Here is a 20,735-nt window from a genome sequence, read left to right as displayed (position 1 = left end):
TTCTTTAGCCTTTTACAAAATCACGACTCGCATTAGCCAGCGCTGCAATCTGTCTAATCATTATCTGCTTGCCTTCAGTCACCGAACCATGCCGCAATTCATTTCTGAGGTTGATGTAGACCAGTGTGAGCATACTAGCTGGTGCGATCACTGCTAGGATTTTGCCAGGGGAATAAATTTATGGTGATAATAATATCATAAATTTATGGTATTTGCTATGCCTACTTTAACCCCTGAAGCGTACCGAAAAATTCAACAGCGTGAGGGGAGATTGGAGCCGCAAGAGTTTTGTGAGAAATGGATTCCTAAGCTTTATGGGGTTTATCCTGGTGAGTACCTCTACCGGAAAGCCTGTATTCTGGAGTTTTTAAGGCTGTTACCGCAAGTTGTCGAATTTCAGACCATAGAAAAAAATTGGAAATGGGGTACATCCAGAGACTCTTACCCTAAGTATTTGGCATCCGTTCTTTTGTTGGCCGACCAGATGTACAAAGTCAGAGAAGCGCTGGGGGTTTTGCCAAAGTACATTGTGGAGCCGGACTGAACTTAACCATAATATTATGTATTTCCTCTTGACCCACTCCTAGCAGTGGGTTTTTAATAGTCAAAGTTAAGTCAATTCTGAGTCGTGAGTCAAAAACAACTTGAAATTGACCCGCAAATTGATTGGCTGCCGATTAATCTGTCAGCCCAAGAGTTAGGTTTACACCCATCGCAAATTAGACGCGATCGCGCCGTTTTGTCAGAACTAGGATTGATCAGATACACGCGCGGCGGACTATATCGTGAAGCTTTTGAGTGCGTAAGGCTTTTTAGGAAGCTAGTTGATGAGCGGGGAAGAGGTGAAGCAATACATGTAATAGGAGACAAGTGGAATGAATGCCAAAGATAAACAAGCGGTCGAAGAAGCCAAAAATAAAAGGCAGCGCGTCGATAGTCAGCATTCGCCCAAAACACCACCAAACGTGTCTGGCGGGATGAATGACGCTTTGATGCAGACAGCCGTCAGCCTGAAAGAAGGCATGAAAAAAGTTGTTGTGCCAGCTGCATTCATGATGCTCATGGAAGATTTTGCTAATGGGGATTATGGCGACACAGCAACGGACATGATGCTTCAATTTCAAGAGGGGATGCTTGCCCCTTTCGAGGCGCAGCACCAGGCTCTATTGCAGGGGCGAGTGCTGATGCCACAACAAAAAGTGAGGCAGCGCGATCTTGGGGGTTTCCCCCAGGAGCGACTGCCGAACCACGAAGTGGTGCTGCTTCCCTGCTCTGGCGAATCAACTGGCTCATCTTCATCTACCTCTTAGGAGTCGAACAGATGCAGCATCCAGAAGTTGACCAGAAGCAAGACATCATCGGATGGCAGCCAGTTTATTCAACATCTCACCAACCCAAAATACAACAAGTCCCAAGCTCATTTTTGTTGTGGGGAGTGTGCATCGCGGTGACAGTGCTTGCCCTTGGTGCTAGTGGTGGCTTGCTGTGGAATAAAGCCCAAAAGTCCCAAGCCCAAGTAGACGCTGAAATTCAACAAGCATTAGTAGATCAAAGAGCGAGGATATCACAATGCATAACAGCGCAGACGGAACCAACGGACAAAAAAAGACTCCAAATAACTGGGTACAGCAGCCGTCAGTAACTTTCGGTGATAACTATTATTCTCCAGTCAGACCCTTCGGTAAAAGGCTTGCTGTCGCAGGAGAAGGAATAACCAACAATGAGCGAGATATCCAGTTAGCCAAATTGCAAAATGTCGGTAATGCTTGGCAGGTGCAAAGTAAGCGATTTGAGGTGCAAAAACAAATGCACAATGCCCATCAAAAGCAATTTGAAGCTATGGGGGCAGGCGTACAGGCGGCAACGGCGCTCACCAATACCTCTACGACTTGGAATAGATATCAAGTTGCGGTGGCTGATAATCGCGTTTCTCGTGCCGAAAAAAATACCGCTATTAAAGGTGTTGCCATTGAAGTTGAGCGTTACAGTGTTGAACTTGAGAAAAAACGATCTAACCTCGACAAAGCCAAGATGGACTTAGAACAGGCATTGACTAGCAACGGTCAACAAAGGCTTTCTATTGAGGCAGATAGAGAACTAGCGATGATTAGTGGTACTGCTGTCACCGTGACATTGCCATCATTTATGCAAGGGCTTTCTGGACTGTTACAGCCAGTGGAAGACATTAAATTCGATGATTAAATACTGGACAACCCTATACCTTTGTTGCTTCAGTAGCGCGATCGCCCTCGGCAGAATCTGCCTACTGCTTGACGCGTACTGGTTTTTACTGGTGGTTTTGGCATCTGCCGGAATATTCTTTTGGTGTTGGTGGAACGCCAATTTTGGCAATTTAACCCCAATTTCTGACACCGAAACAATCACCAAATTTGCAGTCATACCAACCGTAATACTTGGATGGATAATCGGCAGAATGTACGCGATTGGTTGATAGTTAGCGCCTCAGTTACGTCTATTGGTGCGGGATTGTCTGCACCAATTTTTTTAATTCCTGGGGCGATTGTTAGTGCTGGTATCTCCGGCTGGCTGCTACGACGCCTATTGGGACTACCCAAAAAATCAGATTTAGTCGCCCGTCAGCACCGGGAGAGTTGGCGGCAAGGGCTAGAGGTTGAATTTTCCCAAAAGTCTGGTGAACTTATTACCACAGTGCAGCAACGCGATGCCCTTGTACAAGAAAAGGCCCATCAGTTACAAGCTAAAGAAAAAGGACTGATTGAGTGGGAACAGCAGTTAGTTAAGGCAGAGGGTAAATTAACCGCAGCCATGCAAGAGCAGGAGCAATATTATATTCAGCTTTTGGATGAAGTGGAGAAAGGAGTGATCGCAGAAATTCAAATGCGCGAGAATTCCATCCTCATGCTGCAACAAAAATTAATGGGGCTTGCCAACCGCCCAGATCCAAGACAGGGTTTTGCTGCTTGGGTGGCCCAGTTGTTGTTGCAGGGCTTGGAGAAGAATGAGGTATTTTGTCAATTAAAAGGGTTTTATAAAATCCCAGGATTGCGGGAAGTGTCGGTGTGGGTGGAGTTACAAGTAGGGACACCCGCCAAGAAGCTGGAAAATATTTCCAAGGAAGTTGGCACTTGGGTAAAAATGGGTGAGCCTACGATTCTCTGGGACGCTGACGAGTGTGTATATGAATTTCGCTTTGCCCCAGAAGTTGATAATTATGAAACGAGCTATGAGATAGTCATTGATAATGAATCGGAACTGCCTGCGATCGCAGAACCAGATGATCCCAATTGGTTTGTAAATGCGGTTTGTGATAGCAAGTCGGTTCACTTTATGATTCACGGGCCCAGTGGCGGTGGTAAGTCGGTACTGGTTGATAACTTGATGTGCGTGGGTGGCGATGAACTGCACGTCAAAACTGGCAAGCAAGTTCGCATCTTTATCGTTGACCCCAAATTCCCTGATTCTGAGTGGACTTATCGCGGCAAGCGGCTCAAGCCCCAGTATCGCCGATGGAAGCAATCAGTTGAGGGAGTGTTGGCAATGCAAGCCGAGGTCAACGATAGGCTTGATGTTGCGGCTCTTGCAGCTGAGGCAATCCCTCAGCACTTATTTGAAGACCCAAGCTACATCCTCCCGCTCCCTGAGCGTGACATTGATTTTTGGGTAGTGGATGAAGCCGCAGCGCTGCATACTCTGTACAAAGAGCAATGCTCAATGGCTTACCGAGGGGTGCTATGGGTAGGGCGTTCTAGTTTGGTACGGTGTATTTTGATTGGGCAAAACCCCAACCCCAGCAATTATGGTTTGCAAATCCCCGACCTTAATAACTGCACCCGCTTTTACATTGGTATTACTGCCCTAGAAGCGCTTGACCGATTCATTAAACCGCCACGGGAAATCAAAGCCAAGCTCAAAGGGCAAATTTATTCACGGTTGCGAATGGTGAAGATGAAAAAGCTGCAAGGTATAGCTGAACCTCCCGAACAATACTTTGCACTTGTTGTCAAAGCAAACGAGCCGCCTTTTGTTGCTCAACTTCCTCCGCCCAAAGCTTATGCCTACGGTGATGGCGAGGCAAAACTAGCCCAAGCGTCAGTTGATATTAGCGATTTAGTCGAACGCGCCAGGGTCGAAGAATTAGAACAAAACTTGCGTGACCTTTTAGAATATGCACGAGCCAAAGAAACGTGGATTACAAGTAGTGAGTTCCGCCAAAACCGGAATCGTTACAAGCCCACACAAACGGAAGTCATTAACTCGTGGATCGAAGAACTTGTTTCGTGTGGGTTTGGAGAGTGCGATCGCACTTCCAGAACGCTCAAGTACAGGTATCCAAGCGAGGTACATTCAACCGATTAAGCAAAACGTGTTGCCTCGCGGCAAGAAAGACTACTCTGTCCGCTATGCCGACAACTGGACAGAAATATCAAGGGAGTGCAAGCGCCTCAACCGTTATAAATGTTGCTACCTAGGTTGTCGCCAAAAGGCGATTGAAACTCATCATGCACTTTACTTTGATAAACAAGGGAGCATCGCAGGCAGAGAAATCGCTGGGGTTCACATCTTTCCGTTGTGTAGTCAGCATCATGACGAAGCGCATTGCTTCATTAACTGGGTGCGATCACATTTCAATCCGGTTCTAAACAACAGGAATACAGCTAGGTTTTACAAGCGCTTGAGGCAGGGATGGCTATCAAAGATTTGAAAAGACATCAATATACTAAGTTTTCAATTGACGAAAATCAGCGAAAAAATTTATTTGACTTAGGTGTAGCCATTGTTGTTTTAATCGCCGTAATTTTAACCCTTTCCCAAAACGTCCAACCGAAACCGATTCTTCCACAAAGCGATGCCAACAAAGTCTTGCTACGCCCTCCATAACCGTAACGACAAAAGTGAAAAATTTTTCATGTTTGAAGTTAGCGCAAAATTAGCTCATTAATTTTTAACATTTTTTAAAACTCATGAAAAACAAGGCTTATAGTTTTTTGTTATACCGACTTGTAATCGGAAGGTCGCGAGTTCAAATCCCGCTGCTGGCCTTGACAAATGTCGAGTCATTATTTATCGTCACAAACGACAAATAATGAATTTTTCGTTCATACATAAACGATATTTTTTGTCAAGTCCAATTTAGATGCGCTTACCCAGCCTCTAAGAGTAAGAGATTGCGATCGCATCCTTAAATGAAGCTAAAAGAAATTATTTCCGTGTAATTAGACAAAAATTACCAAAGTTACAATCACAACTTACTAAGTAAGCCAATAAGTATCCTATTAAAGCTTGACTGCGGCGAGCGATCGCAGCCAGGATATAGGGAAATATTTTTTACCGGAGAATAAGTATTTTGTTGAATGAGAAATACACCGAAAACAGTATACTTAATGAAGCAGAAACCATCGCTACACTGATTAATTCAGTACTCCACAAAAAAGGCTTGGTTATTAGCCGACACCTATTGTTTCATATTAAAGACTTCTACTAATTTGTAATTCTTAATTACGAATTAGTAGAAGTCCTATTGTTCATCAATTCACAAGTTGTCGGTAGCGTTCCTGAACTTCCTGAATTGAAAACAAAGTTTCAAACTTCAACCCAGCTGACTGGTACAACTCACCTCCTCCCTGTTCTCGATCTATCAGTGAAATTACTTGGTTTACAGTATAACCTGCATCTTTAAGACGCTCAACTGCTTTCAGAGCAGATTGCCCAGTTGTGACCACATCTTCCAAAACTACTACTTTTGCACCTTCTGGTAGACTGGGGCCTTCTATATAAGCTCTCGTCCCATAACCCTTGGCTTCCTTGCGAATAATCAGCGCTGGTATCGGTCGGTTTTCATAAACAGAAACTACACTTACTGCTGTCACAATTGGGTCAGCCCCCAATGTTAAACCACCCACAGCTTGTGTATCTACAGGTAATAAAGGAAACAGTAGGCGTCCGACCGCCAAAGCGCCTTGAGGATGGAGTGTTACTTGTGTCTTGTTGACGTAATAAGAACTACGTAGCCCAGAAGAGAGGAGAAAATCACCCTCTTGATAAGCAAGTTGGCAAAATAAATCTAGTAACTTGTGGCGCAAGGTGGTCAAATCAGCAGTGGTTGCCCAAATATCTGAGTGGGTAAGAGTTTCAGTAGGATACGTCATTACAAAACATTAAAAGTTGTGCTACACCAAAGGTTAAACTCATCAGAGTTCTGAACTTAAGCATAAATTAAGATTCGCCCAAAACAAAAATTGAGGAGTCAGAAACGTGGGTATAAAATTAAAAACCTTTAGTGGCTTATTGGTGCTGCTTACTGCTTGTATTGCTTTTCCCTCTGTTACATCTGCCCAAACGGCAACACCCAATTATGAAACTACCAATGATGTATTTGAAAGAGCTTTTTTTCGTCACGATCGCAATTTCTACGAAAATGGCAGCCTCAAGCGTCAGCTAGACTCATTTCTAGGAACTGGTTCCAGTTTCGGTGGTTCCTTCCCAGAAAATGAAATTGCCCACGATGCTGAGTTGGTTAATACTTTATATCATGATGTCCTGACTCAGCAAGTTGGCAACGATCCTTATATTCGTACTCTTGATTTACCAAATCCTTATGACACGTCGCTGATGATGTCTCCTCGTTTCAATAGCAACAAACTCAAAGTGGGAACTGAATTCCGGTTTGAAACTTTACCACCTCGGTAATAGTGCTGAGTGCTGAGAGGAGAGTTAAAAATTAAAAGTGAGGTTAGCCTAAAGTTTTAAGGATGAGAAGAAGTGAGGAGTTAATTAAGACTCATAACTCATGACTCAGCACTCATTAAATCCTGACTGGAAGAGTTGAACTAGGATGTCAATGCTCAAGATAATTTACTATTACTCATCTCCCAATCATCGTTGAGGGTCTGGTAACACAACACATTACTGCTTTTTATTGATTCAGTGCGCCCTGCTGGAATCGAACCAGCCTGAAGGCGAATTATGAGTTCGCTGCCTCCCCAATCGGCCAAAGGCGCTTGTTTTCTTAGGTTTCGGCTTCCTGTGAGTCAATCACTTAAACTCTGAGGTCAACCTTATTTGCTAATTTTAGAGTGAGGAAAATTTATCATGCACTGAGTTTAGCCAATTGCGTAATTATAGCACAGATTTACCGCCTGCGAATAATAGACAATAGTTTACTAGATTTTATACTACATAATTTGATCATGAAATAGTGCAAACTAATATGGATTAAGTTCCTTTAAGGATTGAGGTCAAAAGCTTCACTATCCTTAAATAGACCAGCATTCTTTTGTGATAGCTTGTCAGCGATGAAGATAAATTCTACTGTACTTCTTACTTTGATTTTGTTAATCCTGATGATGGGAGCAGGTTCTGTGAGCGCGTTTTTGGGGTTTGAACTCGGTAGTTCAGCACTTAAAGGCGTTACCACACCAGATGGGCGTCCTACAACCAAATTTGCCAGCAATAAGACAAATAGCTCCCAACAGGGAGGGCTAGTGCTATTAAAAGAGGAAGAGATCCTGAAAATTGTCAAGGCACGAATTGACGGTAAAACCAAGGCTGCTAAATCGGATAAGCTAGAGGAAGATGATGAAGAAACCAATAGCAGCAAGCAGAAGCCAGAGGAAAAACCCCCACAAGTGGTTGAAGAAAAACTCCAGCCAGGTTTTCCAGTTACTGCCCAGAGCGAAGGTGTAACTATGGCTGTGCAATCTGTCCGCTACTCTGGTGGTGATTTGCTATTGAAAGTGAAAATGCAGAACAAAGGTAAGGATTCTGTGCGCTTCCTGTATAGTTTTTTAGATGTTACCGATGATAAAGGACGAACCCTGAGTGCTAGTACAGAGGGTTTACCAACAGAATTGCCTGCAAATGGACCAACATTTTCCGGTACAGTGAGCATTCCTACAGCTTTACTTGATGATGTCAAGAAGATATCACTCGCTCTGACTGATTATCCCGCTCAAAAATTGAAGCTAGAAGCATCGAATATTCCTGTAGAAAGGTAGGAGAGACAATTTTAGATTTTAGATTTTAGATTTTAGATTTTAGATTGGGCACATGGTACTAGTACCGCTACGCAAAAGTCAAAAGTCAAAAGAGTTGTATTCTGAACTCTTGCGCCATTTTGAATGGTTGGTTTATTTAAGCGCCCGCTGTACTAGACAATTTGCCTAATCTCTAATCCCCAAAACCTAATTCAAAATCCAAAATCCAAAATCCAAAATCCCAGAATGGAAGGCGTGAGTTTTACACGAGCTTTGGTGGTGAGTGGTTTTCCTAATTTAATTTGGACAGACGTGGCGCTGCGCTTGTTGTCAGTGCTACTGCTGATTGCCATAAATGCCTTTTTTGTGACGGCGGAATTTTCGATGGTGAGTGTGCGGCGATCGCGTATTCACCAGCTAGTTAAGGCTGGGGATATTCCAGCGATCGCTGTCGAGATGCTACAACGTAGTATTGACCGACTGCTATCTACCACCCAGTTAGGTATTACCCTTTCTAGTTTGGCACTGGGATGGATTGGAGAAAGTACGATTGTCATGCTAGTGAATGCATGGTTAAAATCTTGGCCTTTACCAAGTAGTATGACTACCTTCCTGGCGCATTCTCTATCAATTCCCATTGCCTTTTTCTTGATTGCCTATTTGCAAATTGTGATCGGAGAACTATGTCCCAAATCCTTAGCCATGCTGTACTCAGAACAGCTAGCTAGGTCTTTGGGGCCTTCGGTAAAAGCGATCGTGCGTTTTTTTGGTCCCTTCATCTGGATTCTCAATCAATCAACTCGTTGCTTTCTGCGGATTTTTGGCATCCAATACACAGGTCAAGGCTGGAGGCCACCTGTGACTCCCGAAGAATTGCAACTGATTATCTCTACAGAATGGGGGTCTACTGGTTTACAGCGTGCGGAGCGAGAACTGCTCAATAATGTCTTTGAGTTTGGGGATGTAATGGTTCAAGATGTGATGATCCCCCGCACCAGTATTGTCACGCTGTCAAAAGATGCTACCTTCCAGACATTACTCAGAGAAATGGCTTCTACTGGTTACTCTCGCTATCCCGTGATTGGTGAATCTTTGGACGATGTTCGCGGCATTGTTTATTTTAAAGACTTAGCACAACCTTTGGCTATAGGAAAGCTCAGTTTAGAGACACAGATCCAACCTTGGATGCGTCCCGCCCGGTTTGTTCCAGAACACACGCCCTTGAGTGAACTTTTGCCACTGATGCAGCAAGAGAAACCAGCTATGGTCATGGTAGTGAATGAATTTGGCTCTACTGTGGGACTAGTGACAATCAAAGATGTCATTGCCGAAATCATTGGCGACGCAAGCGTTCCTGAAAGCAGCGACGACTTACTGATTCAGATGTTAGATGAGCAGAAATTTTTGGTGCAGGCACAAATCAACCTCGAAGACCTGAACGAGGTTTTGCATCTCAATTTGCCCTTGACAAGAGAATACCAAACACTAGGGGGCTTTTTGCTGTATCAGTTACAAAAAATTCCTGCCAAAGGCGAAACCTTCTGTTATGAAAATCTTGAATTCACTGTGGTGTCAATTGTTGGTCCACGCCTCCATCAAATTCAATTGCAACGCATAGAAGAGTTAGGAGTTGAGAGTTAAGAGTTAGGAGTTATGAATTTTAATTCCTCACTCCTAACTCAATAAGCATACACCAGTGGATCAACGAGTCCCAATTCGGCAAAAGCTGCTAGCCGCAAGCGACAAGAATCACACACGCCGCAGGCGACATCTCCACCGACATAGCAAGACCAAGTTAGCTCCCAAGGAACTCCCAATTGGTTACCCAGTTGGATGATTTCGGTTTTTTTTAAGTTGATTAGGGGTGCAACAATATTAATTGGTTGTCCCTCACGCCCTTGTTTGGTTCCCAGGCGAAAAACTTCCTGCATTGCCTGGATATAGTCGGGGCGACAGTCAGGATATCCTGAGTAATCTAAGGCGTTGACGCCGATATAGACACGTTCTGCTGCGATCGCTTCGGCGTAACCAAGAGCAAAGCTTAAAAATATGGTATTACGAGCCGGAACATAAGTGACAGGAATATTTTGAGACATTTCATCCAGGGAACGTTTTTGGGGTAAATCAATGGCGTCGTCCGTAAGTGCTGAACCGCCCCATTGTCGTAAGTCAAAATTAACCACCTGATGTTTCACGATCCCAGCTTTTTGAGCAACAAAAAAGGCTGACTGTAACTCTCGTCGGTGTCGCTGCTGGTAATCAAAGGAAATGGCATGACATTCACAGCCATCAGCCTTAGCTTTGTACAAAATTGTGGAAGAGTCCAATCCCCCAGATAACAAAATTACAGCTTTCATCTCGGTTGCAAATTTTGGATTTCAAATCGCCAAATTACACCTTAACAAGATGCCAGGAAGCAATGTCAAGGAGAATTTAGACTTTGGTCTTATTGAATTTTTTAAAGTTAATAAAAAGACATATATTTTTTGTAGAAAGTGCAAAATACAAAGCAAACCCGAACTATCTATACAAAAGATATCTGGATTACGGGAACCGATCACAAACTTTGAAATTCTTCATAAACATAGGCTCTATGTTACCATCTGGATGGTTTTAGACGGATCGTAACTGGCTTTCGAGTATAAACGCCAACGGCCGTAGCGTCTCTAAATTTGGTGGTTGAGGAGATAATAATAGTGCAAGATAGCATGTCAGTGGCAGAACCGAATCCATATACACAGCGCAACCAGCCACGACCGATCCGCATAGGCGTGATTGGAGTGGGTAACATGGGACAACACCATGCTCGCGTGCTGAGTTCAATGAAAGATGTTGAACTAGTCGGAGTGGCAGATATTAACGTTGAGCGAGGGTTAGAAACTGCCAGCAACTACAAGGTGCGTTTTTTTGAAGATTACTGTGACCTGCTACCCCTTGTGGAAGCAGTTTGTGTAGCTGTTCCCACCCGTCTGCACTATGCCGTGGGCATCAACTGTCTGTTAGCGGGAATTCATGTTTTGATTGAAAAACCGATCGCAGCCAGTATTTCTGAGGCAGAGTCTTTAGTAAATGCCGCAGCTGAGTCTGGGTGTATCCTGCAAGTAGGTCATATTGAGCGTTTTAACCCAGCTTTTAAAGAACTGAGCCAAGTGCTGAAAACTGAGGCATTGCTGGCGCTAGAAGCCCACAGGATGAGTCCTTACTCAGATCGGGCAAACGATGTTTCGGTTGTGCTGGATTTAATGATCCATGACATCGACCTACTTTTGGAATTAGCTGCTTCTCCAGTAACGAAATTGACTGCTAGCGGTACTCGTGCCCTGGACTCTGGTTATTTAGATTACGTAACTGCCACCTTGGGGTTTGCCAATGGTATTGTTGCTACTCTGACTGCTAGTAAAGTCACCCACCGAAAAATTCGCCGGATTGTCGCCCATTGCAAAAATTCATTTACTGAGGCAGATTTTCTCAAGAATGAAATTTTGATTCACCGACAAACTAGTGCCAATTCTCTCACCGACCACCGACAAGTACTTTATAGGCAAGATGGTGTGATTGAAAAAGTCTACACCAGCAATATTCAACCCTTAAGTGCAGAATTAGAACATTTTGTCAACTGTGTACATGGTGGCAATCAACCCTCAGTAGGTGGTGAACAAGCTCTCAAAGCCCTGAGACTGGCAAGTTTGATTGAGCAGATGGCGCTGGAAGATCGAGTTTGGAATCCATTAGACTGGCAATCGGAACCAAGAGTACAATCGTTGACCCCGACAGCCTAGAACAAGAAGAGGGGCAGAGGGGGATGAGGGGGGACAAGGTAAAATTTTCTCCCTTGTCTTTTTTTTCTGCCTCATCTCCACCACAGCCCCAACCTGAGAAGAAAACCCTAAAGTATGTTTTTAAACTTGATATCAAATCTTTAGATCCTTCCTAGTCCTTTTAAAAAACCGACAAAGGGGGATCTAAAAAATTAGAAAACAAAACCTAGTGGTTCGTTTCATTAATTTTGTGAGGTTCGTAGTCAGCGAGAAATCGCTCAATTTCAAGGGCTAGAGCAGTGCAGCAATTTCAGGAATTGACTCAATGCTTGAATGGATAACTAATACTATCAACTATTTTGGCTATTGGGGAATTGCCCTACTAATGTTTCTAGAGAACCTTTTTCCCCCCATTCCTTCAGAATTGATCATGCCACTGGCTGGATTTACAGCAAGTCCATATCAACCAGAAGGGGCAAAGCTGAATATCATTGGTGTATTTTTTGCAGGACTTTTGGGTTCTGTATTGGGCGCACTTATTTGGTATTATCCGGGTAAGCTTTTTGGCGAAACCCGTTTGAAAGCTTGGGCTGATAAGTATGGTAAATGGCTGGCTATATCCAGTAAAGATATCACCAAAGCCAAAGAGTGGTTTGACCGACAAGGTAAAAAAGCAGTATTAATCGGTCGCCTTGTACCGGGAATCCGCACCTTGATTTCTGTTCCCGCAGGGATCAGCAATATGCCTTTGCTACCATTTTTGTTTTACACAACAGTAGGTAGCGCTGCTTGGGTGGGTTTACTAACATACTCAGGATACGCCTTGGGTAGTCGGTATGAACTTGTGGACAAGTACCTTGCTCCTGTATCCAAAATCGTACTTGGGGGTCTGGTTTTAGGATTTGTTTTCTGGATATTCAAGCGCCAGTTAAGACGTACTAGAAGATGAAACACGGACGCTTTTGGTTTGAAAGTAGTAAAAGCAGGGGTTACATCTGGCCAAAATTCGCCTACACTATGCCAAATAATACTAGATGTGCGTTGGCAGAGCTTATCGGAGGTATCGCCGGAATTAATTTTTGGCATATTTCTAGCTACACTTGACGCAACCTAGAATTTATGGTTGCTCGCATTTTTGTAAGATGAGCATGACAACTTTTTACAGTTAAGTTTGAACTAGGAGCTTTCATGACAGACCAACCTTCCGCCGCTAACCCTATGAATAGTGCTGCTATACCCATGAATAGGCAGCCGTTAGCATCGACGACTCCCATAAATGCTGTTAATAATCCTTCCATTACCAATCCCAACAAGACAGGCGGTGGTTCTGGGAAAACCATTCTCAGTGTTGATTTAGGCAGAACTTCCACCAAGACTTGTGTGAGTCGTGAACCAAACAATGTGGTGTTCGTACCTGCCAACGTGAAGCAGATGTCAATAGAACAAGTACGCGGCGGTGTTTTTGAAGCCAGGGCTACTGACCCCTTAATGGATTTGTGGCTGGAGTATCAAGGAAATGGATATGCTGTTGGTCAACTAGCAGCCGATTTTGGGGCGAATCTAGGAGTCGGACAATCTAAGGTAGAAGCTGCACTGGTAAAAGTGTTAGCAAGTGCTGGCTACTTCAAACTCAGAGACGATATCTCAGTCGTACTGGGTCTACCTTTTCTTTCCTTAGAGCAATTTGAAAAGGAAAAAGCACAGTTGATTAGCCAAGTAGGTGGTCCTCATGTGTTGAACTTCCGAGGCGAATCTTTGTCGCTGAACGTCAGTAAGGTATGGGTAATGCCAGAGGGCTACGGCAGCCTACTGTGGTCTGAAGCTCAACCGAAAAAAAGCCCTGGCAGTCCCGATTTTACAAAAATATCGGTGGCGATTGTTGATATTGGACATCAAACCGTCGATCTTTTAATGGTAGATAACTTCCGTTTTGCCAGAGGTGCTTCTAAGAGCGAAGACTTCGGCATGAATAAGTTTTATGAATTGGTGTCCGCCGAAATCGAGGGAGCAGATAGTCAATCTCTAGCGCTGATTTCCACTGTGAATAAACCCAGAGGTGAACGCTATTACCGTCCTAAAGGCGCTAGCAAGCCCACCAACCTAGACGATTTTCTTCCCAACCTCACAGAGATGTTTTCGCGCGAAATCTGTAGCCGTGTGCTAGCCTGGTTGCCAGAACGCGTCACCGATGTGATTCTCACTGGAGGGGGTGGTGAGTTCTTCTGGGACGACGTTCAACGTCTGCTCAAGGAAGCAAAGATTAATGCTCATTTAGCAGCACCTTCCCGACAGGCGAATGCTTTGGGGCAGTATATTTATGGAGAGGCACAATTATCCTCCAATCGCGCTGCTAGGGCATAAAGCTGATGTTCCAATGGTCAAAAAAGGTAGTTAAATCCGTCACGTTCAACCCAGAGCTTGCTGATGAAAGCTTGTTAGCGCAAGTAGAAAGTTATTTGGAAAAACAACCAGACAAGACTTTCAGTGACCTCTGTAAAGAAGCCTTGTGGCAATCTTTATGTGTATCGGCTGTACAACCTGCTCCACAAACAGCAACAACACCGATTGAACAACAAATCGGTGAATTGCAACGTCAAGTGGCTGGACTTGAGGAACGTTTTTTTGCCAAGGGATCTAATCGTTTGGAGGCGATGGAACATCATCTATTGCAACTTTCTCAACAAGTTGCACAACTGGCGCTCATAGTCAACGATCGATCGTTCATTCCGTCTCCAACGCAATTAGAAGTAGTAAATAACACTTCTTATACTGTTGCTACCCCTCCTCAAGAGGTTGACCCTATAATCAGTCGCCTTAGTCAGTTTCTCGATGATTTTTAAGGAACAATCAGCTTTGTGAGCAGTTTTTGCTTGCTCCTCTCAACAATCCTTAATAGTGTTAACTATTAAGGATTATTAATGTTTATATATAAAAATATTAGAATGATTGAGATTTGTGTATCTAGAAATATGAGCGTGACAAACGAAGTTTGGACGTGGTGAAGTTTTTAGAGGTATATAAGACTTTGGGTATTACTCCTTGTGAATTTTTGGGAAAACTAGAACCAGTAACTGAAACAGCAGATTTTACCCCATAGTAACTGTGAGCAATAACTTAAAAATACCCGATTTTGATGCCAATCTGATCGTGTCAGAAGCTGAAAATATCGCTAAAGTTCGTGCTGGAATGTTCTGGAATGATTCTGTAAAAACAGTTTTATCCGTCTGTTGTAATTCGCCTGAATTATTTCCATATTTAAGAGTATGCAATTCTCGCTTAAATTACATTAATAAGTGGTTAAATAAGTACTTTAGCGGTTATAATAATCGAGCCTCAAAGCGAACTAGTAAGAAGATAGGTACTGTTTCTGACAAAATTATTGACACAATTCTTTCAGCTCGTTTAGCTACTCTCAGCAATGATGGCATTAATCACATCAAGTATGCTCATCGTCTTTCCATGTCGGCAGAAAACATATTAGGTCTTCTTTTAGAAGAATATCTTACCGAAAAATTGTCATTTTATGGTTGGTACTGTGCTTGGGGTGAAACTATAAATAAGGTTGATTTTTGCACCAAAAAAGGTGAGCTATTACAAGTTCAAAACCGTAGTAATTCTGAAAATAGTTCGAGTAGTAGTGTCCGCAAAGGAACTATCATTCGGAAATGGCATAGAGTCAATGCTCAAAATGGAGCTTACTATTGGAAAGAACTGAATCAATTAATAGGATGCTCTAATCTTTCTGAAGAAGACTTTGCTACCTTTGTTAGACAAACTCTCGCTGAAAATCCCGCAGCATTGTATGTAGAAGATAGTAAATACTGGCAATAAGTTCAATCATAAGAGTCCTCAAATAATTAACAAGCTAGGAATTTAGTGATTAAATAGCGAAAGCTGTTCAAAGACTGGTATCCCTTTAGGTTTCTCCTGTCTAATTAAACTATGTAAATAGTCACCAATAGCTTGAGCTAAGAGTACAGGTACAGCATTACCTATCTGTCGGTACTTAGATGCTGTCGAACCAGAGAAAATCCATGAGTCTGGAAAGGTTTGAATCCTGGCACACTCTCGAACACTTAGAGGACGCAGTTCCTCTGGATGACACATATCTGTAGCCTTTTGGTAAGGACTTGTAGTAACAGTAGGAGATGGCTTATCCCAACATAACCTTCTGTAAAACCCTACTTTCCCGCCTCCAGATTTGTAAGCCCCTCCCATTGCTTCTTTTATCAAGTCGTTAGGTAAATCTCTCCAGTTCTGACCACTTTTTAAAAGCTTTAAATATTGAAGACGGTTTTTTGAGTAGGAAGTATACTCCGGTTGCGGATCTTCTAAGTTTATCAGGGCATCTTTAAGAGTGCGCCATTGAGGTAAAAAAGAGCCATTTTTACTATGAGTAGGTAAAGGAAATGTAGCTGATTCACCATCTCTTGAACCGATAAAGATTACTCGCGCTCTGTTTTGCGGAACACCGTAATCTGCTGCTTCCATTACTTTATAAATAACTTGATAACCAAGGCGCTTAATTTCTTCTAGAACAATCTCAAGAGCGCTTCCTTGCATTTCATCTAGTTCCAGAGGAAGATAACCCATTCCTCGTTCCAAATGAGGTCTATGACGAATGGGAGCCGAGAGTAAACCTTTAACATTCTCCATAACAAAAAAGCGTGGTTGCACTTGTTCAACAATCCGGATAAAGTCCATAAACAAGCTGCCACGCGGGTCCATAACTGAACCACGTTTTCCTGCTGTACTAAAGGGTTGACAAGGGGGACCGCCAGTTACCAAATCTACTTCTCCAATACGTAGGGGTCTACCAAGGTTAATAACATATCCCCCTTCTTCCAAAAGATTTTGAGCAGTGATGTTCTGTATATCTCTTGCCACAGCACTATTTAGGTGAGGTCGGTTAAAAGCTATAGTCTTTGCAGCATCAGGATCTTGCTCAACAACACTTACTACCTGAAAACCTGCCTTTTCTACCCCAATATCTAGTCCACCTGCTCCTGTAAATAAACTGATTGATATTGCCCGATTGTTTATCACTGCTTTTATCCTTACAGCCTTGATAAAATATACGATTGGAACCCTCAAGTCTGCTTAATGCTAACGATAGATACCTACAATTCTAATAGTGTAAGCCTTTTGAAACAGTATGTTAGGACTTACGCACTGTACAAATTAACCATAATATGAATTGTGGTTTTTGGTTGTTCCAGGCGCTTTGTATAACCCCGGTTTATTCCCATATTTGCGTAGGCATAGCCCGTCGTGTAGACATCGCTGGGTGCTAAACACAGCTGAAATACCAAAATTGCGTGTAGTACTTATGTACGATGTGTAAGTCCTCTATGTTACAAAGGCGCTATTCTCTTTTAAATGTGGCAGGCGTAGACGAGCTTATCGTTAGACATTGCATCTGTACAATACATAAATTTGCTCACTTTTGTATTAAATATTATTAGTGCATATTATTACTAGATTCTTTTTTTACTCTATACACTGTATAAATGCTAGAATCCTCAAGTAGACAGTTAGGATACCTAGATGCCAGTTGTAGCTAACTCAATCAAGTTTGGTACAGACGGCTGGCGGGGCGTTATTGGTGACGAGTTCACCTTTGAACGCCTAGCCCTGGTCACGCCAGTCGCCGCAAAAGTATTATATGATACATATTTTTCTCAGGTGGGTAGCCGGACAATAATTGTCGGTTACGATCGCCGATTCATGGCCGAAGACTTTGCTCGTGCTGTTGCCGATACTGTCACTGCTGTCGGCTTTGATGTCCTACTGAGCGAAACCTTTGCCCCAACCCCAGCTTATAGTTGGGCAGCAAAACAACTCAATGCTTTAGGGGCGCTGGTAATTACAGCCAGTCATAATCCTAGTGCATATTTAGGATTAAAAGTCAAGGGTTATTTTGGTGGTTCGGTGCCGCCAGAAGTCACAAAAGAGATAGAAGCGCAGTTGTCGGTGGGAGTCCCACTAACAGCTACTCCAGGCAAGCAAGAGAAATTCGACCCCTGGCCCAGTTATACAGAAGCACTAAAAGGTAAAGTTGATATCGCCAAACTTCGAGAAGCGATCGCATCTGGCAAATTGACCTTATTTGCTGATGTCATGCATGGCGCTGCTGCTGGCGGATTGGCGAGACTACTAGGCAATCAGGTCAAAGAAATCAACAGTGATCGTGATCCCCTATTTGGTGGTGGTGCGCCGGAACCCTTGCCTAAATACCTTTCAAAGCTATTTGAAGTCATCAAAGCTCACCGAGAAACTGATAAATCAGGTTTAACGGTGGGGTTGGTATTTGATGGAGACTGCGATCGCATTGCAGCCGTGGATGGAGAAGCTAACTTCTTAAGTTCCCAAGTATTAATCCCGATATTAATCGACCACTTAACCCTGCGGCGCGGCTTTAGTGGTGAAATAGTTAAAACTGTTAGTGGTTCTGACTTGATGCCGCTTGTAGCAGCACAACATAACCTGTCAGTATTTGAGACAGCAGTTGGTTATAAATACATCGCTGACAGAATGTTAGTAGCAAAAGTGTTGCTAGGTGGCGAAGAGTCGGGAGGAATCGGCTATGGCAGCCATATTCCCGAACGCGATGCACTGTTGTCAGCATTATACGTCCTAGAGGCGATCGTAGAATCTGGTTTGGATTTAGGTGAGTATTATCGCCACTTGCAGAAACAAACAGGGTTTAGTTCAGCATACGATCGCATTGATTTACCCTTAGCAAGTATGGAAGTGCGATCGCGTCTTTTGCAACAACTGCAAACCCAACCCTTAACGGAAATTGCCGGGTTACCAGTGATTGATTGCCAAACAATTGACGGCTACAAGTACCGCCTCGCTGATAAAAGCTGGTTAATGATTCGGTTTAGCGGTACAGAGCCAGTTTTACGCTTATACTGCGAAGCCCCGACAATTGAGCAAGTGCATCAAACTCTTGCTTGGGCGAAACAGTGGGCAGAGTAAAATTAGTGAGGAGTTGAGAGTTAGGAGTTATTAATTCCTAACTCCTAACTCCTAACTCCTAACTAATAATTTGTAATTCATGACATTACTTGCAGTAGCTACAGGAAATCCCGGTAAGTTGCGGGAAATGCAAGCTTACCTGGAAAATTCTGGTTGGGAATTAACTCTAAAACCTGAAGAGTTGGAAATTGAAGAGACGGGCGAAACCTTTGCCGCCAACGCTTGTTTGAAAGCGTCACAAATTGCTAAAGCTACAGGAAACTGGGCAATTGCTGATGATTCAGGCTTGCAAGTAGATGCCCTAAATGGCGCACCAGGAGTGTATTCTGCACGTTATGCCAAAACTGACTCAGAACGGATTGCTAGGGTATTGAGAGAATTAGGTAACGAAGTTAATCGGCAAGCTCAATTTGTTTGTGCAGTAGCGATCGCTCGTCCTGATGGTGCGATCGTATTACAATCTGAAGGTATTTGTCGCGGTGAAATTCTCCATACACCGCGTGGTAATGATGGTTTCGGCTACGATCCAATTTTTTATGTGCAAGAGTTGCAATTGACCTTTGCTGAGATGACACGGGAGTTGAAAGGGTCAATTAGCCATCGAGGCAAGGCTTTTGCTGCTTTACTTCCCCAACTATACACATTGTCTAATCCTGAGTCCTGAGTTAGGATAAAAAACTGATTTAAGAAATGAAAAGCTATCTGAGAATTAGTAGTTTTGGCGTTGCTGAATAGTCAGACTAAATATAGCAATCAAAGAAAATATAACAAAGGCTTGTGGTATCAAAGCTAAAAGTGATTTCCCACAAGTTTTGAAAGTGTAAATGCTGTTTACCTTTATTGTGCGGTTGAGGCAATTATCTCCCTAAGTTTCTGAAGAGTCGCTTCAGACCATTTATTTATATAGCTGGTTTTTCCAGCAGGAATACAGATATGGTAAATTGGATTGTTACGTAAATCTAAGATTTTTATTCTCTGAATAACATCATGGTTCCGTATATTTAAAACTTCAGCTAGATGAGTACATGTATAGGGATAATGGTCTTCTTTAGGAAGGCTAATCGCACTCAAAGCAATATCTGTATTATCGAAATTAGTTGTGACTCTTAAAGCAGCATCTTCAGAGCTTCCATTTCGTACGGCCTCAAACTTGCTTACTACTCTGTTAATACTGTTTTCCAATCGAGTCATCTTTTGCGTTAATTGATCACTAACAACTGAAGATAAAATATCTCTGAGCCTATCCTCAGACACCTCAATCATAGAGCTAGTACCCTTACGATTGAGGCGTGCTTGACTTAATGGGGTTACATTATTAGCTTCTGAGTTTGGCTCAGATGACATAAAAAAATCCTTACGCTACATTGGGATGTTGGAATTTTTGTTGAAGACAATCCAAAATATCATTTTCGGTTTTTTGGACGATTTCTTCAATTTCTTCCTGCGATAATATGTTACCCAACTCTTCCTGCAAAATTGCTATTAATTTTTCATAACTAATATGAGCTTGAGTTTTAGCCAAATATTTAGCTAAATTTTGACCTAAATCTAGCCCCGCAGCCACATCACAATCTACTTCATCTTCAAGTTGAACCGCCCACTGTAACCAAGAATTGCTCGATAAATCCTGCATTGCCCTACCCCTTCCTGACTATCCACAACCAAGTTGACCAGCTAACTAGATTGGCTGAGTATTTTCTCAGCTTGGTCTGATGAAATCTCAAAGTATCTTAGTCCTTGTTTATTGGAATCATATCCCAAATCAACCATCCCAAATTTTCTGTAAAAATTTTCTGCGCCAGGTAAAGAGTGTAAACCAAGCCTACCTTTGTAATCTAAATAAAAGCTATGTTCTATAGCGAACTTTAGTAAACTACTTCCAACACCTTTATACATTGGTGGATTTTCTATAGAGCGACGATTCCAAGGAGCTATAGTTAAGTAATCGTAACTGCCCAGGTAGGAATGTCAGGAATATTCCCATGAGGGAAGAAAGATGGTAGTGTTCAAGCATGAATCCAGAAGAAAAAGATCAAAA

The 20,735-nt window shown here is 42.9% G+C and carries 27 protein-coding genes and 2 tRNA genes; 19 read left to right on the top strand and 10 right to left on the bottom strand.

Features of this window, described 5'->3' with window-relative positions; all coding sequences use genetic code 11:
• Nucleotides 1–4 precede the first annotated feature (4 nt).
• Entirely contained in the window at nucleotides 5–133 is a 129-nt protein-coding gene (locus V7K21_RS20055; protein ID WP_335177004.1) for a hypothetical protein, read from the bottom strand.
• 84 nt (nucleotides 134–217) lie between these two features.
• Between V7K21_RS20055 and V7K21_RS20050 the strand changes: the two genes are divergently transcribed.
• From V7K21_RS20050 to V7K21_RS20030, 5 genes are all read left to right on the top strand, one after another.
• The gene (locus tag V7K21_RS20050) at nucleotides 218–544 is read left to right on the top strand and encodes a hypothetical protein (RefSeq protein ID WP_335177003.1); all 327 of its coding nucleotides are present in this window, start codon (nucleotides 218–220) and stop codon (nucleotides 542–544) included.
• 84 nt (nucleotides 545–628) lie between these two features.
• Nucleotides 629–892 (top strand): hypothetical protein, encoded by a 264-nt coding sequence (locus V7K21_RS20045; RefSeq protein WP_335177002.1) that lies wholly within the window; start codon nucleotides 629–631, stop codon nucleotides 890–892.
• Nucleotides 876–1,310, top strand: coding sequence for a hypothetical protein (locus V7K21_RS20040; protein WP_335177001.1), 435 nt, complete (start codon nucleotides 876–878; stop codon nucleotides 1,308–1,310). The genes V7K21_RS20045 and V7K21_RS20040 overlap by 17 nt, the downstream gene beginning before the upstream one ends.
• Nucleotides 1,311–1,321: 11 nt before the next feature.
• On the top strand, nucleotides 1,322–1,642 hold the full coding sequence (locus V7K21_RS20035; protein ID WP_335177000.1) for a hypothetical protein: 321 nt from the start codon (nucleotides 1,322–1,324) through the stop codon (nucleotides 1,640–1,642).
• On the top strand, nucleotides 1,570–2,202 hold the full coding sequence (locus V7K21_RS20030) for a hypothetical protein (protein WP_335176999.1): 633 nt from the start codon (nucleotides 1,570–1,572) through the stop codon (nucleotides 2,200–2,202). Before V7K21_RS20035 ends, V7K21_RS20030 begins: the two co-directional genes overlap by 73 nt.
• Here V7K21_RS20030 and V7K21_RS20025 read toward each other — a convergent pair.
• Complete coding sequence (locus V7K21_RS20025; RefSeq protein ID WP_335176998.1) at nucleotides 2,167–2,400, bottom strand: hypothetical protein; 234 nt, start codon at nucleotides 2,398–2,400, stop codon at nucleotides 2,167–2,169. The two genes, V7K21_RS20030 and V7K21_RS20025, sit on opposite strands and share 36 nt — an antisense overlap.
• Nucleotides 2,401–2,418: 18 nt before the next feature.
• Between V7K21_RS20025 and V7K21_RS20020 the strand changes: the two genes are divergently transcribed.
• From V7K21_RS20020 to V7K21_RS20005, 4 genes are all read left to right on the top strand, one after another.
• The gene (locus V7K21_RS20020; RefSeq protein ID WP_335176997.1) at nucleotides 2,419–4,338 is read left to right on the top strand and encodes a hypothetical protein; all 1,920 of its coding nucleotides are present in this window, start codon (nucleotides 2,419–2,421) and stop codon (nucleotides 4,336–4,338) included.
• Entirely contained in the window at nucleotides 4,253–4,684 is a 432-nt protein-coding gene (locus V7K21_RS20015; RefSeq protein WP_335176996.1) for a hypothetical protein, read from the top strand. The genes V7K21_RS20020 and V7K21_RS20015 overlap by 86 nt, the downstream gene beginning before the upstream one ends.
• On the top strand, nucleotides 4,666–4,860 hold the full coding sequence (locus tag V7K21_RS20010; RefSeq protein ID WP_335176995.1) for a hypothetical protein: 195 nt from the start codon (nucleotides 4,666–4,668) through the stop codon (nucleotides 4,858–4,860). The genes V7K21_RS20015 and V7K21_RS20010 overlap by 19 nt, the downstream gene beginning before the upstream one ends.
• A 94-nt stretch (nucleotides 4,861–4,954) precedes the next feature.
• Nucleotides 4,955–5,022, top strand: a tRNA-Leu gene (locus V7K21_RS20005).
• A 485-nt stretch (nucleotides 5,023–5,507) separates the two neighbouring features.
• On the opposite strand, the gene pyrE is transcribed toward V7K21_RS20005, so the two are convergent.
• Nucleotides 5,508–6,128 carry an orotate phosphoribosyltransferase gene (gene pyrE, locus V7K21_RS20000; RefSeq protein WP_335176994.1) on the bottom strand — a complete coding sequence of 207 codons (621 nt, stop codon included), beginning with the start codon at nucleotides 6,126–6,128 and terminating at the stop codon, nucleotides 5,508–5,510.
• Between the two features lie 106 nt (nucleotides 6,129–6,234).
• Here pyrE and V7K21_RS19995 point away from each other — a divergent pair, with 106 nt between their 5' ends.
• Entirely contained in the window at nucleotides 6,235–6,669 is a 435-nt protein-coding gene (locus V7K21_RS19995; protein WP_335176993.1) for a hypothetical protein, read from the top strand.
• 238 nt (nucleotides 6,670–6,907) lie between these two features.
• On the opposite strand, the gene V7K21_RS19990 is transcribed toward V7K21_RS19995, so the two are convergent.
• Nucleotides 6,908–6,980, bottom strand: a tRNA-Ile gene (locus tag V7K21_RS19990).
• 294 nt (nucleotides 6,981–7,274) lie between these two features.
• Here V7K21_RS19990 and V7K21_RS19985 point away from each other — a divergent pair.
• A complete protein-coding gene (locus V7K21_RS19985; RefSeq protein ID WP_335176992.1) occupies nucleotides 7,275–7,976 on the top strand; it encodes a hypothetical protein in 702 nt (233 codons plus the stop codon).
• A gap of 225 nt (nucleotides 7,977–8,201) precedes the next feature.
• Complete coding sequence (locus V7K21_RS19980; protein WP_335176991.1) at nucleotides 8,202–9,596, top strand: hemolysin family protein; 1,395 nt, start codon at nucleotides 8,202–8,204, stop codon at nucleotides 9,594–9,596.
• Nucleotides 9,597–9,634: 38 nt separating this feature from the next.
• Here the strand turns inward: V7K21_RS19980 and queC are convergent, their stop codons facing one another.
• A complete protein-coding gene (gene queC / locus V7K21_RS19975) occupies nucleotides 9,635–10,312 on the bottom strand; it encodes a 7-cyano-7-deazaguanine synthase QueC (RefSeq protein WP_335176990.1) in 678 nt (225 codons plus the stop codon).
• 339 nt (nucleotides 10,313–10,651) lie between these two features.
• Here queC and V7K21_RS19970 point away from each other — a divergent pair, with 339 nt between their 5' ends.
• From V7K21_RS19970 to V7K21_RS19950, 5 genes are all read left to right on the top strand, one after another.
• Nucleotides 10,652–11,734: a Gfo/Idh/MocA family oxidoreductase gene (locus V7K21_RS19970; RefSeq protein ID WP_334722757.1), complete on the top strand. Its 1,083-nt coding sequence runs from the start codon at nucleotides 10,652–10,654 to the stop codon at nucleotides 11,732–11,734.
• Nucleotides 11,735–12,038: 304 nt separating this feature from the next.
• Nucleotides 12,039–12,662: a DedA family protein gene (locus V7K21_RS19965; RefSeq protein ID WP_335176989.1), complete on the top strand. Its 624-nt coding sequence runs from the start codon at nucleotides 12,039–12,041 to the stop codon at nucleotides 12,660–12,662.
• A gap of 239 nt (nucleotides 12,663–12,901) precedes the next feature.
• On the top strand, nucleotides 12,902–14,074 hold the full coding sequence (locus V7K21_RS19960) for a ParM/StbA family protein (RefSeq protein ID WP_335176988.1): 1,173 nt from the start codon (nucleotides 12,902–12,904) through the stop codon (nucleotides 14,072–14,074).
• Nucleotides 14,075–14,079: 5 nt separating this feature from the next.
• A complete protein-coding gene (locus V7K21_RS19955) occupies nucleotides 14,080–14,553 on the top strand; it encodes a plasmid segregation centromere-binding protein ParR (RefSeq protein ID WP_335176987.1) in 474 nt (157 codons plus the stop codon).
• Between the two features lie 262 nt (nucleotides 14,554–14,815).
• Nucleotides 14,816–15,544, top strand: a complete 729-nt coding sequence (locus V7K21_RS19950) for a SinI family restriction endonuclease (protein WP_335176986.1) — start codon at nucleotides 14,816–14,818, stop codon at nucleotides 15,542–15,544.
• 42 nt (nucleotides 15,545–15,586) lie between these two features.
• Here V7K21_RS19950 and V7K21_RS19945 read toward each other — a convergent pair whose 3' ends face one another.
• Both V7K21_RS19945 and V7K21_RS19940 read right to left on the bottom strand, forming a co-directional pair.
• Nucleotides 15,587–16,759 (bottom strand): DNA cytosine methyltransferase, encoded by a 1,173-nt coding sequence (locus V7K21_RS19945; protein WP_335176985.1) that lies wholly within the window; start codon nucleotides 16,757–16,759, stop codon nucleotides 15,587–15,589.
• Between the two features lie 119 nt (nucleotides 16,760–16,878).
• Complete coding sequence (locus tag V7K21_RS19940; RefSeq protein WP_335176984.1) at nucleotides 16,879–17,025, bottom strand: hypothetical protein; 147 nt, start codon at nucleotides 17,023–17,025, stop codon at nucleotides 16,879–16,881.
• Between the two features lie 235 nt (nucleotides 17,026–17,260).
• Between V7K21_RS19940 and V7K21_RS19935 the strand changes: the two genes are divergently transcribed.
• A complete protein-coding gene (locus V7K21_RS19935) occupies nucleotides 17,261–18,697 on the top strand; it encodes a phosphoglucomutase/phosphomannomutase family protein (RefSeq protein WP_335176983.1) in 1,437 nt (478 codons plus the stop codon).
• A 79-nt stretch (nucleotides 18,698–18,776) separates the two neighbouring features.
• The gene (gene rdgB, locus V7K21_RS19930; RefSeq protein WP_335176982.1) at nucleotides 18,777–19,361 is read left to right on the top strand and encodes an RdgB/HAM1 family non-canonical purine NTP pyrophosphatase; all 585 of its coding nucleotides are present in this window, start codon (nucleotides 18,777–18,779) and stop codon (nucleotides 19,359–19,361) included.
• Nucleotides 19,362–19,534: 173 nt separating this feature from the next.
• Here the strand turns inward: rdgB and V7K21_RS19925 are convergent, their stop codons facing one another.
• The 3 genes from V7K21_RS19925 to V7K21_RS19915 are packed head-to-tail and all read right to left on the bottom strand — an operon-like array spanning nucleotide 19,535 to nucleotide 20,593.
• Nucleotides 19,535–20,041 carry a hypothetical protein gene (locus V7K21_RS19925; protein ID WP_335176981.1) on the bottom strand — a complete coding sequence of 169 codons (507 nt, stop codon included), beginning with the start codon at nucleotides 20,039–20,041 and terminating at the stop codon, nucleotides 19,535–19,537.
• A 10-nt stretch (nucleotides 20,042–20,051) separates the two neighbouring features.
• Nucleotides 20,052–20,330: a hypothetical protein gene (locus tag V7K21_RS19920; RefSeq protein ID WP_335176980.1), complete on the bottom strand. Its 279-nt coding sequence runs from the start codon at nucleotides 20,328–20,330 to the stop codon at nucleotides 20,052–20,054.
• 41 nt (nucleotides 20,331–20,371) lie between these two features.
• The gene (locus V7K21_RS19915) at nucleotides 20,372–20,593 is read right to left on the bottom strand and encodes a GNAT family N-acetyltransferase (RefSeq protein ID WP_335176979.1); all 222 of its coding nucleotides are present in this window, start codon (nucleotides 20,591–20,593) and stop codon (nucleotides 20,372–20,374) included.
• Between the last annotated feature and the right edge of the window lie 142 nt (nucleotides 20,594–20,735).

Origin of the sequence: Nostoc sp. (assembly GCF_036919595.1) — a bacterium.
Lineage (GTDB): Bacteria > Cyanobacteriota > Cyanobacteriia > Cyanobacteriales > Nostocaceae > Nostoc.
The sequence above is the reverse complement of the archived record's forward strand: the minus strand, read 5'-3'. Positions and strand labels throughout refer to the sequence as shown.

Bases quoted from the DNA above. Each gene is read 5' to 3' on its own strand.
- V7K21_RS20055 (WP_335177004.1), bottom strand. From the start codon at position 133: ATGCTCACACTGGTCTACATCAACCTCAGAAATGAATTGCGGCATGGT.
- V7K21_RS20050 (WP_335177003.1), top strand. From the start codon at position 218: ATGCCTACTTTAACCCCTGAAGCGTACCGAAAAATTCAACAGCGTGAG.
- V7K21_RS20040 (WP_335177001.1), top strand. From the start codon at position 876: ATGAATGCCAAAGATAAACAAGCGGTCGAAGAAGCCAAAAATAAAAGG.
- V7K21_RS20035 (WP_335177000.1), top strand. From the start codon at position 1,322: ATGCAGCATCCAGAAGTTGACCAGAAGCAAGACATCATCGGATGGCAG.
- V7K21_RS20030 (WP_335176999.1), top strand. From the start codon at position 1,570: ATGCATAACAGCGCAGACGGAACCAACGGACAAAAAAAGACTCCAAAT.
- V7K21_RS20025 (WP_335176998.1), bottom strand. From the start codon at position 2,400: ATGACTGCAAATTTGGTGATTGTTTCGGTGTCAGAAATTGGGGTTAAA.
- V7K21_RS20020 (WP_335176997.1), top strand. From the start codon at position 2,419: ATGGATAATCGGCAGAATGTACGCGATTGGTTGATAGTTAGCGCCTCA.
- V7K21_RS20010 (WP_335176995.1), top strand. From the start codon at position 4,666: ATGGCTATCAAAGATTTGAAAAGACATCAATATACTAAGTTTTCAATT.
- pyrE (WP_335176994.1), bottom strand. From the start codon at position 6,128: ATGACGTATCCTACTGAAACTCTTACCCACTCAGATATTTGGGCAACC.
- V7K21_RS19985 (WP_335176992.1), top strand. From the start codon at position 7,275: ATGAAGATAAATTCTACTGTACTTCTTACTTTGATTTTGTTAATCCTG.
- V7K21_RS19980 (WP_335176991.1), top strand. From the start codon at position 8,202: ATGGAAGGCGTGAGTTTTACACGAGCTTTGGTGGTGAGTGGTTTTCCT.
- queC (WP_335176990.1), bottom strand. From the start codon at position 10,312: ATGAAAGCTGTAATTTTGTTATCTGGGGGATTGGACTCTTCCACAATT.
- V7K21_RS19965 (WP_335176989.1), top strand. From the start codon at position 12,039: ATGCTTGAATGGATAACTAATACTATCAACTATTTTGGCTATTGGGGA.
- V7K21_RS19960 (WP_335176988.1), top strand. From the start codon at position 12,902: ATGACAGACCAACCTTCCGCCGCTAACCCTATGAATAGTGCTGCTATA.
- V7K21_RS19955 (WP_335176987.1), top strand. From the start codon at position 14,080: ATGTTCCAATGGTCAAAAAAGGTAGTTAAATCCGTCACGTTCAACCCA.
- V7K21_RS19935 (WP_335176983.1), top strand. From the start codon at position 17,261: ATGCCAGTTGTAGCTAACTCAATCAAGTTTGGTACAGACGGCTGGCGG.
- rdgB (WP_335176982.1), top strand. From the start codon at position 18,777: ATGACATTACTTGCAGTAGCTACAGGAAATCCCGGTAAGTTGCGGGAA.
- V7K21_RS19925 (WP_335176981.1), bottom strand. From the start codon at position 20,041: ATGTCATCTGAGCCAAACTCAGAAGCTAATAATGTAACCCCATTAAGT.
- V7K21_RS19920 (WP_335176980.1), bottom strand. From the start codon at position 20,330: ATGCAGGATTTATCGAGCAATTCTTGGTTACAGTGGGCGGTTCAACTT.
- V7K21_RS19915 (WP_335176979.1), bottom strand. From the start codon at position 20,593: ATGTATAAAGGTGTTGGAAGTAGTTTACTAAAGTTCGCTATAGAACAT.